Annotated in this window: 16 protein-coding genes; 10 read left to right on the forward strand and 6 right to left on the reverse strand. The window is 58.9% G+C overall.

Annotated features, from left to right (window positions below):
• Positions 1 to 58: 58 nt before the first annotated feature.
• A complete protein-coding gene (locus ACR0CG_RS13975; RefSeq protein ID WP_480525646.1) occupies positions 59 to 565 on the forward strand; it encodes a hypothetical protein in 507 nt (168 codons plus the stop codon).
• 53 nt (positions 566 to 618) lie between these two features.
• On the opposite strand, the gene ACR0CG_RS13980 is transcribed toward ACR0CG_RS13975, so the two are convergent.
• The 3 genes from ACR0CG_RS13980 to ACR0CG_RS13990 form a co-directional block, all read right to left on the reverse strand.
• Positions 619 to 1,101, reverse strand: coding sequence for an N-acetyltransferase family protein (locus tag ACR0CG_RS13980; protein WP_480525648.1), 483 nt, complete (start codon positions 1,099 to 1,101; stop codon positions 619 to 621).
• A gap of 69 nt (positions 1,102 to 1,170) precedes the next feature.
• On the reverse strand, positions 1,171 to 1,947 hold the full coding sequence (locus ACR0CG_RS13985) for a Bax inhibitor-1/YccA family protein (RefSeq protein ID WP_480525650.1): 777 nt from the start codon (positions 1,945 to 1,947) through the stop codon (positions 1,171 to 1,173).
• A gap of 172 nt (positions 1,948 to 2,119) precedes the next feature.
• Positions 2,120 to 2,338, reverse strand: a complete 219-nt coding sequence (locus ACR0CG_RS13990; protein WP_480525652.1) for a DUF1127 domain-containing protein — start codon at positions 2,336 to 2,338, stop codon at positions 2,120 to 2,122.
• 126 nt (positions 2,339 to 2,464) lie between these two features.
• On the opposite strand from ACR0CG_RS13990, the gene ACR0CG_RS13995 reads away from it, so the two are divergent.
• Positions 2,465 to 3,346 carry a LysR family transcriptional regulator gene (locus tag ACR0CG_RS13995; RefSeq protein ID WP_170609881.1) on the forward strand — a complete coding sequence of 294 codons (882 nt, stop codon included), beginning with the start codon at positions 2,465 to 2,467 and terminating at the stop codon, positions 3,344 to 3,346.
• A 6-nt stretch (positions 3,347 to 3,352) separates the two neighbouring features.
• Here ACR0CG_RS13995 and ACR0CG_RS14000 read toward each other — a convergent pair whose 3' ends face one another.
• Complete coding sequence (locus tag ACR0CG_RS14000) at positions 3,353 to 4,309, reverse strand: NADPH:quinone oxidoreductase family protein (protein WP_480525654.1); 957 nt, start codon at positions 4,307 to 4,309, stop codon at positions 3,353 to 3,355.
• 345 nt (positions 4,310 to 4,654) lie between these two features.
• Here ACR0CG_RS14000 and ACR0CG_RS14005 point away from each other — a divergent pair, with 345 nt between their 5' ends.
• From ACR0CG_RS14005 to ACR0CG_RS14015, 3 genes are all read left to right on the forward strand, one after another.
• Positions 4,655 to 5,026 carry a helix-turn-helix domain-containing protein gene (locus ACR0CG_RS14005; protein WP_170609884.1) on the forward strand — a complete coding sequence of 124 codons (372 nt, stop codon included), beginning with the start codon at positions 4,655 to 4,657 and terminating at the stop codon, positions 5,024 to 5,026.
• 44 nt (positions 5,027 to 5,070) lie between these two features.
• The gene (gene hisN / locus ACR0CG_RS14010; protein ID WP_480525656.1) at positions 5,071 to 5,862 is read left to right on the forward strand and encodes a histidinol-phosphatase; all 792 of its coding nucleotides are present in this window, start codon (positions 5,071 to 5,073) and stop codon (positions 5,860 to 5,862) included.
• 116 nt (positions 5,863 to 5,978) lie between these two features.
• Positions 5,979 to 7,313, forward strand: a complete 1,335-nt coding sequence (locus ACR0CG_RS14015) for an 8-oxoguanine deaminase (protein ID WP_480525658.1) — start codon at positions 5,979 to 5,981, stop codon at positions 7,311 to 7,313.
• A 65-nt stretch (positions 7,314 to 7,378) separates the two neighbouring features.
• Here ACR0CG_RS14015 and guaD read toward each other — a convergent pair whose 3' ends face one another.
• Entirely contained in the window at positions 7,379 to 8,668 is a 1,290-nt protein-coding gene (guaD, locus tag ACR0CG_RS14020; RefSeq protein ID WP_480525660.1) for a guanine deaminase, read from the reverse strand.
• 138 nt (positions 8,669 to 8,806) lie between these two features.
• On the opposite strand from guaD, the gene mgtE reads away from it, so the two are divergent.
• On the forward strand, positions 8,807 to 10,201 hold the full coding sequence (gene mgtE, locus ACR0CG_RS14025; protein ID WP_480525663.1) for a magnesium transporter: 1,395 nt from the start codon (positions 8,807 to 8,809) through the stop codon (positions 10,199 to 10,201).
• The gene (locus ACR0CG_RS14030; protein ID WP_480525665.1) at positions 10,198 to 10,770 is read left to right on the forward strand and encodes a 5-formyltetrahydrofolate cyclo-ligase; all 573 of its coding nucleotides are present in this window, start codon (positions 10,198 to 10,200) and stop codon (positions 10,768 to 10,770) included. The genes mgtE and ACR0CG_RS14030 overlap by 4 nt, the downstream gene beginning before the upstream one ends.
• Before the next feature lie 3 nt (positions 10,771 to 10,773).
• Here the strand turns inward: ACR0CG_RS14030 and ACR0CG_RS14035 are convergent, their stop codons facing one another.
• A complete protein-coding gene (locus tag ACR0CG_RS14035; RefSeq protein ID WP_480525667.1) occupies positions 10,774 to 11,007 on the reverse strand; it encodes a putative hemolysin in 234 nt (77 codons plus the stop codon).
• An 88-nt stretch (positions 11,008 to 11,095) separates the two neighbouring features.
• On the opposite strand from ACR0CG_RS14035, the gene ACR0CG_RS14040 reads away from it, so the two are divergent.
• The 3 genes from ACR0CG_RS14040 to ACR0CG_RS14050 all read left to right on the forward strand — a co-directional run bounded on the left by ACR0CG_RS14040 (position 11,096) and on the right by ACR0CG_RS14050 (position 14,622).
• Entirely contained in the window at positions 11,096 to 11,917 is an 822-nt protein-coding gene (locus tag ACR0CG_RS14040) for a TIGR00282 family metallophosphoesterase (RefSeq protein WP_480525669.1), read from the forward strand.
• 82 nt (positions 11,918 to 11,999) lie between these two features.
• Positions 12,000 to 13,778 (forward strand): SLC13 family permease, encoded by a 1,779-nt coding sequence (locus ACR0CG_RS14045; protein ID WP_170609899.1) that lies wholly within the window; start codon positions 12,000 to 12,002, stop codon positions 13,776 to 13,778.
• A 97-nt stretch (positions 13,779 to 13,875) separates the two neighbouring features.
• Positions 13,876 to 14,622: a YbaY family lipoprotein gene (locus tag ACR0CG_RS14050; RefSeq protein ID WP_321252079.1), complete on the forward strand. Its 747-nt coding sequence runs from the start codon at positions 13,876 to 13,878 to the stop codon at positions 14,620 to 14,622.

Raw genomic sequence — 14,622 nt, forward strand, 5'->3', positions numbered from 1 at the left:
GCTTTTCGTGGCGACCTGCCGCTACGGTTGAGCAAACCGCCACAAAACGTTGAGCGCCATGAAAAAAATCTTGTTATCTTCGACCCTCGTTCTGAGCCTGTCGGCCTGTGAGGACCCGTTCAACCGCCAGGGCGTTGGTTTTACCGGCATTGATGGTGAACCGCGCACGGTCTCGGAAGTCGAAGGCGCAGTTGCATTTGCACCGCCAGCGACCAATGTACCTGCGGAACTCGCGAAAATTCCGACCGTTTCGGTCGTCTCGGATGAGACTGAATTGTCAAAAATCGCCGGTGTGGCGATTGCCAATGGCGGACAATCCGATGTCAGCGCCGTTCAATTGTCCAATCAGGGCAACAACCTGTACCTGAGCACTGTCAGCGTAAACGGCACGCTTTTCGGGGTTCTGCGCACCGCCAGCAACGGTGGAAAAGTGGACAGTTCCACCGGAGCGGCGTTTGGCGCCAACACGGAACGGTTCACCGGGTGCCTGCCAGCTGGCGAAGTGTACCGGAAAGGGTCTGACAGTCGCAGCTCCGGTTTTGCGGTGCCTCTGAACTGTAGCTGATACTCGGGCTGACAGCGAATTTGATTGGGCCCCACCTTTTCGGTGGGGCTTTTTCATTGAGGGCTAGGGTCACGCCATTCCATTATGGTCAGAGAATGGTTCGGCCCGGAATGGGCCATAAGGGCCTGGGACGGGGCGTTGAAACTGGCGACCGAGGCCGTGAGAACGCTTCCGCCAACCAGCCTCAGCCGCGATTTGACGGTTTCCAGCAGCGCGGTGCCGATGCCACGGCGGCGCGCGGCCCTGTCGACGCTGATCTGGTGGAGCACAGCGCGGGTATCAACCGGGTGAAAGGGTGACGCGGGGCGCCGGGAAATCTCAAAAATGGCATAACCCAGCAGCTTGTCGCGTTCGAAAAAACCGACAGTGAACAGGTTGGGCTGCATGAGCCGGGATTGGATGTAGTCGGTCAGCTCGGCATCCGGCGGCAGCGCTGCGTATCTTTCAGGCTGATGTTCCAGATGCAGGTCATGAACCTGGTGTAGCAAGGGTAAAATCAGATGGGCCTGATCTGGCCGGATATCCTGGATCGTCATTGGTTTTCTTTCCGCAAAAAAAGGGCGGGTCTTTCGGACCCGCCCTTTCGATTTGGATTGTGCGTCGCGTTATTCGCGGTTGCCAAACAGCTGCAGCAGGAACATGAACATGTTGATGAAGTCCAGATAGAGGCTCAGCGCGCCCATGATGGCGGCTTTGCCCAGCCATTCCTGATCATCCGAGTGGGCCATCTGCAGGTATGTGGCCTTGATGTTCTGCGTGTCATACGCGGTCAGACCGGCAAAGATCAGAACGCCGATGACCGAAATGGCGAAAGCCATGGCAGACGAGGCGATGAAGATGTTGACGATCGACGCCACGATCAGGCCGATCACGCCCATGATCAGGAACGTACCCATCGCCGAAAGATCTTTTTTGGTGGTGTAACCATACAGCGACAGGCCCGCGAAGGCGATCGCGGTGATCAGGAACACCTGAATGATCGACTGGCCGGTGAAGACCAGGAAAATCCAGCTGATCGATACACCCATGACAGCGGCAAACAGGTAGAACACCGTCTGTGCGCCGGCTGCGGACAGGCGATTGATCCCGGCGCTGAAGCCAAAGATGAAGGCCAGCGGGGCGAACATGATCACCCATTTGAGCGGCGAAGCGAACAGTGCGTATCCGAGCGACGTCAGATACTTGGTCTCGCTCAGCTGAGCTGCCGCGGCAGACGGATCAGTTGTGGTCGCAAGGCCGGCGATGGCCCATGCAGCCAGGAAAGTGATCAGCATGCCCACGGACATGGTGCCGTAGACTTTGTTCATGTGGGCGCGCAGGCCCTCGTCAATCTGGGCGGCGCGCGCACCGGTCGCCGTCCGGATCGTGTCAAATTGTGCCATTAAGGGTCTCCCTTTGCGATTCTGGTTCAGCCCGCAGTTGCAGACCGATTTCCCTGCAAATATCGGAGAGTGAGGCACATGTTTCAAGAGTTTTACGCCCAAAACCTGCTAAAACACTCGACAAATCTGACGGCATTGTTTCAGTTGCCGCCAGATCGCGATGCTTGGCCGGTCAATACAGGCGTTTGTGCCAGTTTTCGGGAGCATCCCAGAACGGGCGGGCTGCTTCGCGACTGGCCTCGGTGTGTGTCACGCCGATGTCTTTCAGTGCGTTGCCATCCAGCTTGGCAAGGTCACGACGCTGCCGGGCAAGGCCAAGAAGATCCCGCAATCTGTAGCCTTTCGATGGCTGTTTACATACGTGCTCGTGTGATGCTGCAATTTGGGTCATAACGGTTGTCCTTTCCTTGCTCTGTGATGATTAATGCAGTTTGCATCAACTTCCTTGATTTATATGTATCACTATGGCACATTTTAAAAATGAATGTTTTTGACGTGAACCATCAGGATTCGTGAAATGAGAAATTTGGACATCACCACTTTGCGGTCCTTCGTTGCCGTGGCCGATCAGGGCGGCGTCACACGCGCCGCCGGTTTTCTGCACCTGACGCAATCTGCGGTTTCGATGCAGCTCAAGCGGTTGGAGGAGCTTCTGGGCCTTGAGCTACTGGATCGCAGCGGCAGAACCATCGCTTTGACGGCGTCGGGCGAACAATTGCTGGCCTACGCGCGCCGCATGATCGCCCTGAACGACGAAGTGATCTCGAAACTCACCGATCAGGCTTTCGAAGGCGAAGTCGTGCTGGGCGTGCCGCATGACATTGTTTATCCGGCCATCCCGCGCGTGCTACAGCGTTTCAACGCAGATTTTCCGCGTGTCCGCGTCCAGCTGGTTTCGTCCTATTCGTTGCAACTCAAGGACATGTACAAGCGCGGCGAATGTGATCTGATACTGACGACCGAGGCCTCGGCGGCCGAAGGTGCAGAAACCGTGGCCGAGTTGCCGTTGCGCTGGATTGGAGCTTCTGGCGGGTCAGCGTGGCGCAAACGCCCGTTGCCTTTGGCGCTTGGGCGGCGCTGTTTGTTCCGGCCCCAGGTCATCGCGGCGCTGGACGCGGCGGGTATCCCCTGGGAATTGTCTGTCGAAACAGAAAACGACCGTACAATCGAAGCGACCGTCAGCGCCGATCTTGCCGTTCACGCAATGCTGGATGGAACGGAGGCCGCGCATCTGCAGCAGATCGACTCGGGTGGGGCATTGCCAGAGCTGCCTGCCCACATGATCAACCTTTACGGAGGAGATCCCGGTCGCGGCGCGGTGATCGAGGAGCTGGCGTCGCTGGTTCGTCAGAATTTTCGCATGGTGGGCGGCACCCCTTTGAAGGCGGTGGTCGGGTGACAGGCCTCAGATCGTGATGACGATCTTGCCGGTTGATTTCCGTTTTTTCAGCAAGCGCATGCCCTGTTCCACGTCCTTGAGGGGCAGGGTGTGGCTGATATGCGGCTTGATCCGGCCTTCGGCGTGCCAACGGAACAGCGTGTCAAAGCTGTCGCGCACGATCTGCGGCCTGAATTTCAGATACCCACCGATATAAAGCCCGATTACGGTCAGGTTCTTGACCAGAAGATGGTTGGCCGGAATTTGCGGAACCTCTCCACCCGCAAAGCCGATCGGTAGCAGTCGGCCTTCGGGGTTTGTGGCACGAAAGGCGGCTTTGAACACGTCGCCGCCAATCGCATCATAAACCACGTCCGCCCCACCCAGTTCCCTGACGCGGGCGCGCAGGTCTTCGGAGGCATCCACGAGATGATCCGCACCTGCCGCGCGGGCCACCGCAAGCTTTTCAGAACCACGGGCCTGCGCAATCACTGTCGCGCCCATCAGTTTGCCGATTTCGACGGCAGTCAGGCCGACGCCGCCCGCCGCGCCGGTGACCAAAAGGGTTTCGCCGGGTTGCAGGCGCGCACGATGATCCAACGCGATATGGCTGGTGCCGTATGCAATCTGAATGGCGGCAGCGTCCTCGAAGTTGATCTGATCGGGCAGGAGAATCGCCCTTTCGGCATCGAATACGCCAAACTCGGCCAATCCACCCTGACCTGAATAGACCGCAACACGGTCCCCGGGCTTCAGATGAGAGACATTGTTTCCAATTTCATCAACAATACCCGCGATCTCCATGCCCAACGTGAACGGAGTATCCGGCGTGTCCTGATACGTGCCGTTCTGCATAAGCAGATCCGCAAAATTCAATCCGCACGCTTTAATAGCGACCCGAACCTGGTCCTGCCCCGGCTTTGGGACGTTGATGTTGCAGAGCCGGGCTGTTGATTCTCCGGATTGAAGGCGAAAGGCCAGCATCGTCGCGCTCCTTGTTTTTCGCATAGGCCAGCGATGCGGGGGGAATGTCAATCAATTACCAGAGAGCGCGTGAATGATGTATGATAGGGCTTCGTTGATTGTGTCTGTTCGGGAAACAGAGCGCTCAAAACCGGCGGTTGTACAACCACAAACCATTATACGATGTTACTGATTCAACCTTCTTGAAAAAAAAGACAAAAGAGGTGATATTGAAATCTGGTGCTGTTTCGGGGGGAGCACATTCCTGAATTAGGGAATAGTTAACAGCGGCTCGCTAGGTTGGCGAACACGTTTGTTTTTTTGCGTAACCCCCGGCAGTTGTGTGTGTAGTAGAGGAGAATACCAATGACTCATCACGTCGATGTCCATGTGGGCAAACGCGTAAGGCATCGCCGCTGGCTGATTGGCATGACCCAGCAGCAGCTGGCCGAGCAGGTTGGTATCAAGTTTCAGCAAATCCAGAAATACGAAACCGGGGCCAACCGGATCAGCGCATCGCGCCTTTGGGACATCGCCGAAGCATTGGATGTGCCGGTCAGCTTTTTCTTTGAGGGTCTGGAAGAAACCCAGAAAGAAGATGCCGGGAAGAAATCGGTGCCTGCCGATCTGATGGGGGATAAGGAAGCTTTGGATCTGGTTCGCTCGTACTACGCGATCCCGGAAAACCAGCGCCGTCGTCTGTTCGAACTGGCGCGTGTTCTCAGTGACGTCGCCTGATCAGCAGGCTTGACTTCGGAACGCGCTGACCGCACGGGTTGCGCATGTATCAAAGTTCAGCAACCGATCTGGAAATCGCCGGGGAAATGGCCGATGCGGCGCGCGCGGCCATACTTCCTTACTTCCGGCAGTCCGATCTTGAAACGTCCAACAAACTGGCTGATGGGTTTGACCCCGTAACAATCGCTGACCGCGAGGCGGAAAAGGCGATGCGGGCAGTTCTGGCGCGGCGCTGCCCTCAGGATGGTATTTTCGGCGAGGAATTCGGCCATGTCGATGGCACCAGCGGGCGGACCTGGGTTCTTGATCCGATCGATGGTACGCGAGGGTTCATCAGCGGTACCCCGACATGGGGCGTTCTGATTGCTTTGAGCACGCAGGACGGGCCGATCCTGGGTGTGATTGACCAGCCTTACATTGGTGAGCGGTTCGTGGGGTCCGCACATTCGGCACAGGTCACAGGCCCGACAGGCACCCGGAAGCTCAGGACCCGGTCCACGCAATCGCTGGATCAGGCGATGGTGTTCACAACCTTTCCCGAAGTTGGAACGCCTGAAGACCGGGCCGGGTTTGAGGCGGTGTCTCAGCAAGCCAGACTGACCCGTTATGGAATGGACTGTTACGCCTACGCCCTTCTGGCGGCAGGGCAGGTTGATCTGGTGATCGAGGCCGGACTGAACGCTTATGACATTCAGGCGCCGATCGCCGTCATTCAGGCGGCGGGTGGTATCGTGACAGATTGGCAGGGCAGACCGGCCCACAATGGAGGCCGCGCACTGGCGGCTGCCAACCCGGACATCCACGCCTCTGCGCTAGAGATTCTTCGCAATTTCTGAAACCTGTTGATGGCACCCGCAGCCGCCGGTACAGTGCCGATGGCTGGTTCTTGTGTCCGTTTTCCGCCAGCCCATGCACTTCTTGCACGAGACGGACTGATGCAGGAGGGCACAAATTGACTGATACTCTAATAAAGAATGCCGATTTCATTCTGACGATGAATGACGATCGGCAGGAACTGAATGGCGCGGACATCCTGATCCGGGACGGCGTTATTGCTGAATTGGGGCAGGGGCTTACCACAACCGGTGACGTGCACGACGCTATGGGCTGCGTCGTGACCCCCGGCCTGGTGAATACGCACCACCACCTTTACCAAACTCTGACCCGGGCGGTTCCCGGAGGTCAGGATGCGCTGTTGTTTGGCTGGCTGCAAACACTCTACCCGATATGGTCCCGCTTTGGCCCGGAAGAGATGTTCGTTTCTGCTCAGATCGGATTGGCCGAACTGGCGCTTTCGGGATGCACGCTCAGTTCCGATCATCTGTATCTTTATCCCAATGGCGCGCGACTGGACGACACCATCGCCGCCGCCGCCGAACTGGGCCTGCGCTTTCATCCGACACGCGGTGCGATGAGTATCGGTGAGAGCGATGGTGGCCTGCCGCCGGACATGTTGGTCGAGGCAGAGCAGGATATTCTGTCTGACATGATCCGGGTTGTGGACAAATTCCACGATCCATCCGAAGGGTCGATGTGCCGCGTCGGTCTGGCCCCGTGCTCACCATTCTCGGTCAGTCGTGAACTGATGCGCGACACGGCGGTGCTGGCACGGGACAAGCGCGTGATGCTGCACACGCATCTGGCCGAAAATGACGAAGACATTGCATATTCCCAGTCACAATTCGGATGCCGCCCGGGCCAGTATGCGCAGGAGTTGGGGTGGACTGGTTCGGACGTCTGGCACGCCCATTGCGTCAAACTGGACCGAGCCGAAATTGACCTGTTTGCCCGAACCCGCACCGGTGTTGCGCATTGCCCATGCTCAAACTGCCGGTTGGGGTCAGGCATCGCGCCGGTCCGCGCAATGCGCGACGCGGGCGTTCCGGTTGCGTTGGGCGTTGACGGGTCGGCCAGCAATGACGGCGGCAATCTGGTGGCCGAGGCCCGGCAGGCGATGCTGTTGCAGCGGGTCGCGAATGGCGCGGATGCCATGTCGGCCCGCGAAGCGCTCGAGATTGCCACCCGTGGCGGTGCAGACGTGCTCAATCGCGCCGATTGCGGGCGGCTTATGCCCGGCAAACGCGCCGATATTGCGATCTGGGATGTATCCGGCATCGAAAGCGCGGGAAGCTGGGATCCGGCCGCCTTGCTGCTTGCGGGGCCGGTTCGGGTCAAACATCTGTTCGTCGAAGGCAGACAAATCGTGCGGGATGGGCATATAGTTACGCTGGACATGCCCCGCGTGATCGAACGCCAGAATGAACTTGCGCGGGCGCTTGCCGGATAAGCGTCGATCTCGTCGTCTGTTCAGAAATTCCGTTGCCGGAGGAATGCGCCGTCAGGCGTATTCCTTCAAACCGTGACTGGTTTGCCGGCAATCCGGACCTCGGCAATGGCCCGGTCATCCCCCATCATGATGGTTGGGAAAACGGCTTCCCAAAGGTCTTCTGCGCAGGCTTCGCGCTGGGCAATGGCCGGGGTCGAGGCCAGGTCGAGAACCACCAGATCCGCCTCCATCCCCGGGGCAATATTGCCGATGCAATTGTCCATTCGCAGCGACCGGGCCGATCCGACGGTGGCCAGCCACAACAATTGTGCCGCATGCAACGGCGATCCGCGCAACTGGCCGATCTCGTAAGCTGCGGCCATTGTCCGCAACATCGAGAAACTCGATCCTCCGCCGGTATCTGTCGCCAGCCCGACCCGGTGACCGTCCTTCATCAGCCCGGCCATGTCGAACAGGCCCGAGCCTATGAAAGTGTTCGAGGTCGGGCAGTGAATCAGGGCCGCATCCAGTTCGCGCAACCGGTCGCGTTCCCGTGGCTCAAGATGAATGGCGTGACCGTACAGGCCATGGCTGGCCAGCAGACCAAACTTTTCGTAGGTGTCCAGGTAATCGCGCGCGTCGGGAAACAGCGACCGGACCCATTCGATCTCATCTGTCTGTTCGCTCAGGTGCGTCTGCATCAGGCAATGTGGGTGCTCGGCCCACAATGCCCCCATGGCTTCAAGCTGTTCCGGGGTCGAAGTTGGTGAAAAACGGGGCGTAATGGCATAGGACAGCCGGTCGATGCCGTGCCACTTCTCCAGCAGTGCTTCGGACTGATCATAGGCCGTCTGTGCCGTGTCGCGCAGACCCTCGGGTGCATTGCGGTCCATACAGGTCTTGCCGGCCACGACCCGCTGTCCACGCTGCTGCGCTGCAGTGAAAAAGGCGTCGACGCTTTCCGGGTGGATGGTGCAGAAACTGCACATCGTTGTTGTCCCATGCGCAGCCGTCAGGTCCAGATACCGGTTGGCGATCTCGCTGGCATAGGTGATTTCACCAAACTTCATCTCTTCGGGGAATGTATAGGAGTTCAGCCAATCGATCAGCCGCTTGCCCCAGCTGGCAATCATGGCTGTCTGCGGATAGTGCACATGCGCGTCAACGAACCCTGCCATGATCAGGTGCTGTCCGTGATCGACGATTGCGGCATCCGGATGCGCTTCTGTCAGGCTCCGGGTGTCACCTACGGCCGCGATATGGCCGTCATCGATGACGACCGCCTCGCTGATGGTGACGGCATCTGTCGGTTCACCTTCGAAAGGTGAGCCCGAAAAGCTCAGGACACGTCCCTTCAACAGTGTTTTTTGCGCCATTTCCGCTTTCCTCCGCCCGGCTGAGACCGCGAAACACCATAAGCGCGCGGAAGATGCCGGTAAATTGGCGCATTGTCATTGTTTTCCGGTAGCTGCTTCTTCTAATTAGGGGCAAATGGAAATTCGCGGGGGCAGCATATGACAACAGGCTTTGATGAACCCGTAACCGAGTCCGCCGAGGACGAAGATGTCTACGCGCTGGACCGCCGGACTGTGGCAGCCATCCTTTATGCTGTCGATGTAGAAGATCGCGACAAACTCGTCGAATTAATGGAGCCGCTGCACGCGGCTGACATCGCCGACCTTCTGGAGCAGGTCAATCCGTTCGATCGTGCCCGGCTGATCCGTTTGTATGACAAGGAGTTTGACGGCGACATTCTTTCCGAACTGGATGAAGTGGTTCGGGAAGAGGTGATTGGCGTTCTGCGCCCGGATGTTCTGGCCGATGCTGTCCGCGATATGGAAAGCGACGATGTCGTCGACCTGCTGGAAGACCTTGAGGAACCTCAGCAGGAAGCCATTCTGGGCGCGCTGGAGCATGCCGAGCGGATCGCGGCCCTGCAGGCGCTGTCTTACCCGGAAAATTCCGCCGGTCGCCTCATGCAGCGCGAAGTGGTCATGGCGCCCGAGCATTGGACAGTGGGTCAGGCCATTGATTTCATGCGCGCCAATGACGACCTGCCCGAGCAATTCTATCACGTCATTCTTATCGATCCCCGCCTGAAACCGGTGGCGCAGGTCGCCCTGGGAAAACTGATGGCAACCCGGCGCGAAGTTCCGCTGCGCGACATCGCAGAAGAGGAATTCTATACCATCCCCGTCGATCAGGACGAAGAGGATGTGGCCTATGCCTTCAACCAGTACCACCTGATCTCGGCTCCGGTCATGGATGACGATGGGCGGCTGGTGGGTGTAATCACCATCGACGATGCGATGGTTGTTCTGGACGAAGAACACGAGGAAGACATCCTGCGTCTGGCCGGGGTCAGCGACGAAAGCTCACTGTCCGACAGCGTGGCTGCGACCAGCAGGCGCCGACTGCCGTGGCTGGCGGTGAACCTGTGTACCGCCATCTGTGCCTCGCTGGTGATTTCGCAGTTCGAAGCGGCCATCGACCAACTGGTAGCGCTGGCGATTCTGATGCCGATCGTTGCATCGATGGGCGGCAATGCGGGCACTCAGTCGCTGACGGTTGCCGTGCGTGCACTGGCAACGCGCGACCTGACGGGTTCGAACGTAAGGCGCGTGATCCGGCGGGAGTTGCTGGTTGGGATGCTCAACGGTCTGTGTTTTGCCGTCGTTCTGGGCACGGTTGGCATGTTGTGGTTCGATTCGCCGCTATTGGGTGTCGTGATCGGGTCCGCGCTGGTCGTGAACATGATCATCGCGGGCTTTGCAGGTACGGTAGTACCGGTCTTGCTGGACCGTATGGGTGTTGACCCGGCGCTGGCATCTGGAACCTTTGTGACGACAACCACGGATGTCATGGGGTTCTTCATCTTTCTGGGGCTTGCCAGCGTGGTGCTATTGTGACCGAAACGACCGATCTGACAGAAATCAAGGCCGCCGCCCGAAAGGCCGCTTTCGCCCGCCGCAAGGCGGCGTTTGACACGCGCATGCCCGGCGCGGCAGGGCGATTGTCAGAGGTTCTGGCCGGGTATCGCGGGGTGCCGCTGTCGGGCTACATGCCGATCCGCACCGAGATCGACCCGCTGGCGGCAATGGCCGAGGCGTCGGCCTACGGGCCAGTCGGCGTTCCGTTGATTCAGGCCGCGGGGCAACCACTGAGGTTTTCCCGTTGGACCCCCGATGGTGTTTTGAAAGATGGGCCGTTTGGCGCCAAAGTGCCCGAGGTCGACGATTATTTCGACCCCGAGATCCTGATCGTGCCATTGGTTGCCTTTGACGCGCAGGGCGGCAGGCTGGGCTATGGCGGCGGGTTCTATGATCGCACGCTGGAGGGGCTGCGCGCCAAACGCCCGACGTTGGCCATCGGGTTTGCATTTGATGCGCAGCAGGCCGAGGGGTTGCCTCTGGAACCGACAGATCAGCCGCTGGATATGGTGATCACTGAAAGCCGTGTTCTGACCTTTTCCGATTGATCGTCAGGCCGGGTTGTTTTCGCGGAAATATTCCCAGGCGTCGACTTCGCGCCCGTCTTCCAGAATGCAGAAGCCGGACTGGCCGTCGGCACCGTCCCGGATCTCATACCGTGCGCCGCTTTCCACGCAAAAGGTCGCGGCCGGGTTGGCCAGCTGAGTGGAAGACTCGCCGGAAGAAGGCTGATCACATGCTGCCAGCGAGGCCAGACCAACAATCGCCACAAAGATGCGGAACATACAAATTCTCCTGTGTTGGGTATATTGACGGATTGTGCAGACAGTTTAACCGCTTGTGCTTGCCTGATGCCACACTTAGGACGGTTGAATGAGGATACTTTTTCTGGGTGACGTCATGGGCCGTACGGGACGCGCGGCCATACAACAGCATCTGCCGCGTCTGCGCGACGAATGGCGGCTGGATTTTGTTGTGGTCAACGGTGAAAACGCCTCGAACGGGATGGGGCTTACGGGTGATCACGCAAAGCTGTTGCTGGATGCGGGGGCCGATTGCCTGACACTGGGCGATCATGCGTTCGACCAGAAAGACATGCTGCAATTCATCGAGAAAGAATCGCGCATCGTGCGACCGGTGAATTTCGCCAAGGGTGCGCCCGGTCGGGGGCATCGTCTGTTCAACGCGCAGGGTGGACGCAAGGTGCTGGTTGTGCAGGTGTTGGGGCAGGTGTTCATGAAGCGGCCCTTTGACGATCCGTTCTCGGCTATCGAGCCGATCCTCAAGTCGCATCCCCGTGGCGGGCAGGCGCAGGCCATCATTGTCGACATGCATTGCGAGGCAACGTCCGAGAAAATGGCCATGGGTCACTATTGCGACAGGCGCGCCAGCCTTGTGGTCGGCACGCACACGCATGTGCCGACGGCAGATGCGCAGATATTGCCGGGCGGCACGGCTTATCTGACGGATGCCGGGATGTGCGGAGACTACGATTCGGTCATCGGCATGGACAAGCAGGAGCCGATGAGGCGGTTTATCACCGGAATGCCCAAGGCCCGGTTCACACCTGCGAATGGCGAAGCCACTCTAAGCGGAGTTTTTGTCGAAACCGATGATCGCGACGGTCAGGCCAAGTCGATTCACATGGTGCGGGTGGGCGGCCGGCTGCAACAAGCAGGCCCGCCGGGTGCATGACAGGCTTGCTCAACCCCGAGCAATGCGTGAAACTGCATGTCAGGCGCTCAGGCCGGGTTAGGGTTCGGACAGAATACCACGAATGCAATTCCTTCAATTGACAGACACCGGCAGCGCGATACTGGCGCTTGCGATTGTCGCGGGCATGTTCGTCATGTTTCTGCGCGAAATCTATCCGACCGAGGTCGTTGCCATCGGTGGGGTCGCACTGATGCTGGTAACCGGCATTCTGCCCTACCAAAGCGCGCTTGCGGTCTTGTCCAACCCGGCCCCGTGGACCATCGCCGCGATGTTTATCATCATGGGCGCTCTGGTCCGGACAGGGGCGTTGGACGCCTTTACATCGACGGCGCAGAAACAGGCGCAGGTCAATCCACGAATAGCAATTGGCCTGTTGATGGGGTTCGTCATTCTGGCCTCGGCCGTCGTGTCCAACACACCGGTGGTTGTTGTGATGATCCCGGTGTTCGTACAGATCGCACGAACGCTAAACATGCCCGCCTCGAAGTTGCTGATTCCGCTCAGCTATGCTGCCATTCTGGGCGGAACCTTGACGCTGATCGGCACCTCGACCAATCTTTTGGTCGACGGCGTTGCCCGGGCGCAGGGAATGACCCCCTTTACCATCTTCGAAGTGACCCCGTTGGGGATCGCTCTGGTGATTTACGGCATGATCTACCTGCGCTTCATCGCGCCGCGCCTGCTGCCTGCACGCGACAGTATGGCCACGATGCTCAGCGACCGTTCGAAGATGAAGTTCTTCACCGAAGCGGTGGTGCCGCCTGACAGCAACCTGATCGACCGCGAAGTGATGGGCGTGCAACTGTTCAAACGCCCCGGAGTGCGCCTGATCGACGTGATCCGGGGGGACGAGTCGCTGCGGCGAAATCTGAAGGACGTTAACCTGAAAGTCGGGGATCGCGTTGTTCTGCGGACCGAGATGACCGAGTTGCTCAGCCTTCAGCGCAACAAGGAACTCAAGCGGGTCGATCAGGTTTCCGCTGTCGAAACCAAGACGGTCGAGGTTCTGATCACACCGGGCTGCCGCATGGTTGGCCGAACCCTTGGTGCGCTGCGCCTGCGCCGCCGTTATGGCGTTTACGTGCTGGCCGTGCACCGCCGGAACCAGAATATCGGACGTCAGCTGGATGATCTGATCGTGCGCGTGGGCGACACTCTGCTGCTGGAGGGCGCGCCCGCGGACATTCAGAGATTGGCGGCGGATATGGACATGGTCGATGTTTCCCAACCTTCGGCGCGGGCGTTCCGGCGCAGTCACGCACCAATTGCCATCGGCGCTCTGGTGGGCATCGTCGCTCTGGCGGCCCTTGGTGTGGCACCGATATTGCTGTTGTCGATCCTTGCGGTTGCCGTCGTTCTGATCACCCGATGCATCGACGCGGATGAGGCGTTTTCCTTTATCGAAGGCCGGCTGCTGGCCCTGATCTTTTCGATGCTGGCAATCGGAGCGGCCCTGGACAAATCCGGCGCCGTGTCCCTGATTGTCGAGGCGATCGCGCCGGGCCTGAGTGCCCTTCCGCCGTTCCTGATTATCTGGGCAGTCTATCTGCTGACATCCGTTCTGACCGAGCTGGTCTCGAACAATGCGGTGGCAGTTGTGGTGACGCCTATCGCCATTGGACTGGCGCAGGCGGTCGGCATCGATCCGCGCCCGTTGGTGGTGGCGGTCATGGTGGCGGCATCTGCGTCTTTTGCGACCCCGATCGGGTATCAGACCAATATGATGGTCTATGGCCCCGGCGGGTATCGGTTTACCGACTTCCTGAAGGTCGGCGTTCCGCTGAACCTGACAGTTGGTTTGCTGGCTTCGCTTCTGATCCCGCTGATCTGGCCATTGTAGGACCGGCGTGGAACCGCCGAATTTGGCGGGCTGCTCTTGTAAATGCCGATCCGGGCACAATCTTTTCTGCTTAGAGTATCAAAGCAAGGACAGAACAATGCCTTTTCCCAGGATCGGGCAGGCCATCGTCGCCTGCGCAGTATTTTTGACCCTGCTTGGCAGCCAGAGTTCCGCCGGAACTCTGACCGGAACCGCCACATATCGCGAACGGATAGCGGTTCCGCCCGATGCGACCCTCTATGTGCAATTGCAGGATGTTTCGCGTGCGGATGCCCCGGCGCTTACGCTCGCCTCTCAGCGTTTTGCCCTTGATGGTGTACCGGCGACATATGAACTGGCTTACGATGACGCGCTGATCCGTGATGAAATGCGCTATGTCGTCCGGGGATCGATTTTTCTGGGCGACAAGTTGTTGTTCACCACCGATACCGCATATCCAGTGTTGACCGGAGACGCTGGTAACACCGCAGACCTTTTGCTGGTGCAGGCCCGCCCACAGGGCGCGGAAGCTTTGCAAGGGTCGACCTGGGTGGCGATGGGTCTGAACGGTGCGGTGCTGGAAACGGACAAATTCCCCGAAATAACATTTGCTGAAGATGGCAGTTTTTCTGGCAGCGGCGGATGCAATCGCTTTTCCGGTCAGGCAGAGATAGCCGGCACCGATATCGCTTTTCCTGACAACATGGCGGCCACACTGCGGGCTTGCCCACCGCCACAGGATGAGGTCGAGCGGGAGTTCTTCCAGGCACTGCAGGACGTGACCACCTATGCGTTCAAAGGCGACACGCTGAATTTTCTGAACAGTGCCGGCGAACCGGTCGTGCAGCTAAACCGCGCAAAGTAA

The organism is Ruegeria sp. AB8, from assembly GCF_056542605.1.

Coding starts and splice junctions, on each gene's coding strand:
- ACR0CG_RS13975 (WP_480525646.1), top strand. CDS start 59: ATGAAAAAAATCTTGTTATCTTCGACCCTCGTTCTGAGCCTGTCGGCC.
- ACR0CG_RS13980 (WP_480525648.1), bottom strand. CDS start 1,101: ATGACGATCCAGGATATCCGGCCAGATCAGGCCCATCTGATTTTACCC.
- ACR0CG_RS13985 (WP_480525650.1), bottom strand. CDS start 1,947: ATGGCACAATTTGACACGATCCGGACGGCGACCGGTGCGCGCGCCGCC.
- ACR0CG_RS13990 (WP_480525652.1), bottom strand. CDS start 2,338: ATGACCCAAATTGCAGCATCACACGAGCACGTATGTAAACAGCCATCG.
- ACR0CG_RS13995 (WP_170609881.1), top strand. CDS start 2,465: ATGAGAAATTTGGACATCACCACTTTGCGGTCCTTCGTTGCCGTGGCC.
- ACR0CG_RS14000 (WP_480525654.1), bottom strand. CDS start 4,309: ATGCTGGCCTTTCGCCTTCAATCCGGAGAATCAACAGCCCGGCTCTGC.
- ACR0CG_RS14005 (WP_170609884.1), top strand. CDS start 4,655: ATGACTCATCACGTCGATGTCCATGTGGGCAAACGCGTAAGGCATCGC.
- hisN (WP_480525656.1), top strand. CDS start 5,071: ATGTATCAAAGTTCAGCAACCGATCTGGAAATCGCCGGGGAAATGGCC.
- guaD (WP_480525660.1), bottom strand. CDS start 8,668: ATGGCGCAAAAAACACTGTTGAAGGGACGTGTCCTGAGCTTTTCGGGC.
- mgtE (WP_480525663.1), top strand. CDS start 8,807: ATGACAACAGGCTTTGATGAACCCGTAACCGAGTCCGCCGAGGACGAA.
- ACR0CG_RS14035 (WP_480525667.1), bottom strand. CDS start 11,007: ATGTTCCGCATCTTTGTGGCGATTGTTGGTCTGGCCTCGCTGGCAGCA.
- ACR0CG_RS14040 (WP_480525669.1), top strand. CDS start 11,096: ATGAGGATACTTTTTCTGGGTGACGTCATGGGCCGTACGGGACGCGCG.
- ACR0CG_RS14045 (WP_170609899.1), top strand. CDS start 12,000: ATGCAATTCCTTCAATTGACAGACACCGGCAGCGCGATACTGGCGCTT.
- ACR0CG_RS14050 (WP_321252079.1), top strand. CDS start 13,876: ATGCCTTTTCCCAGGATCGGGCAGGCCATCGTCGCCTGCGCAGTATTT.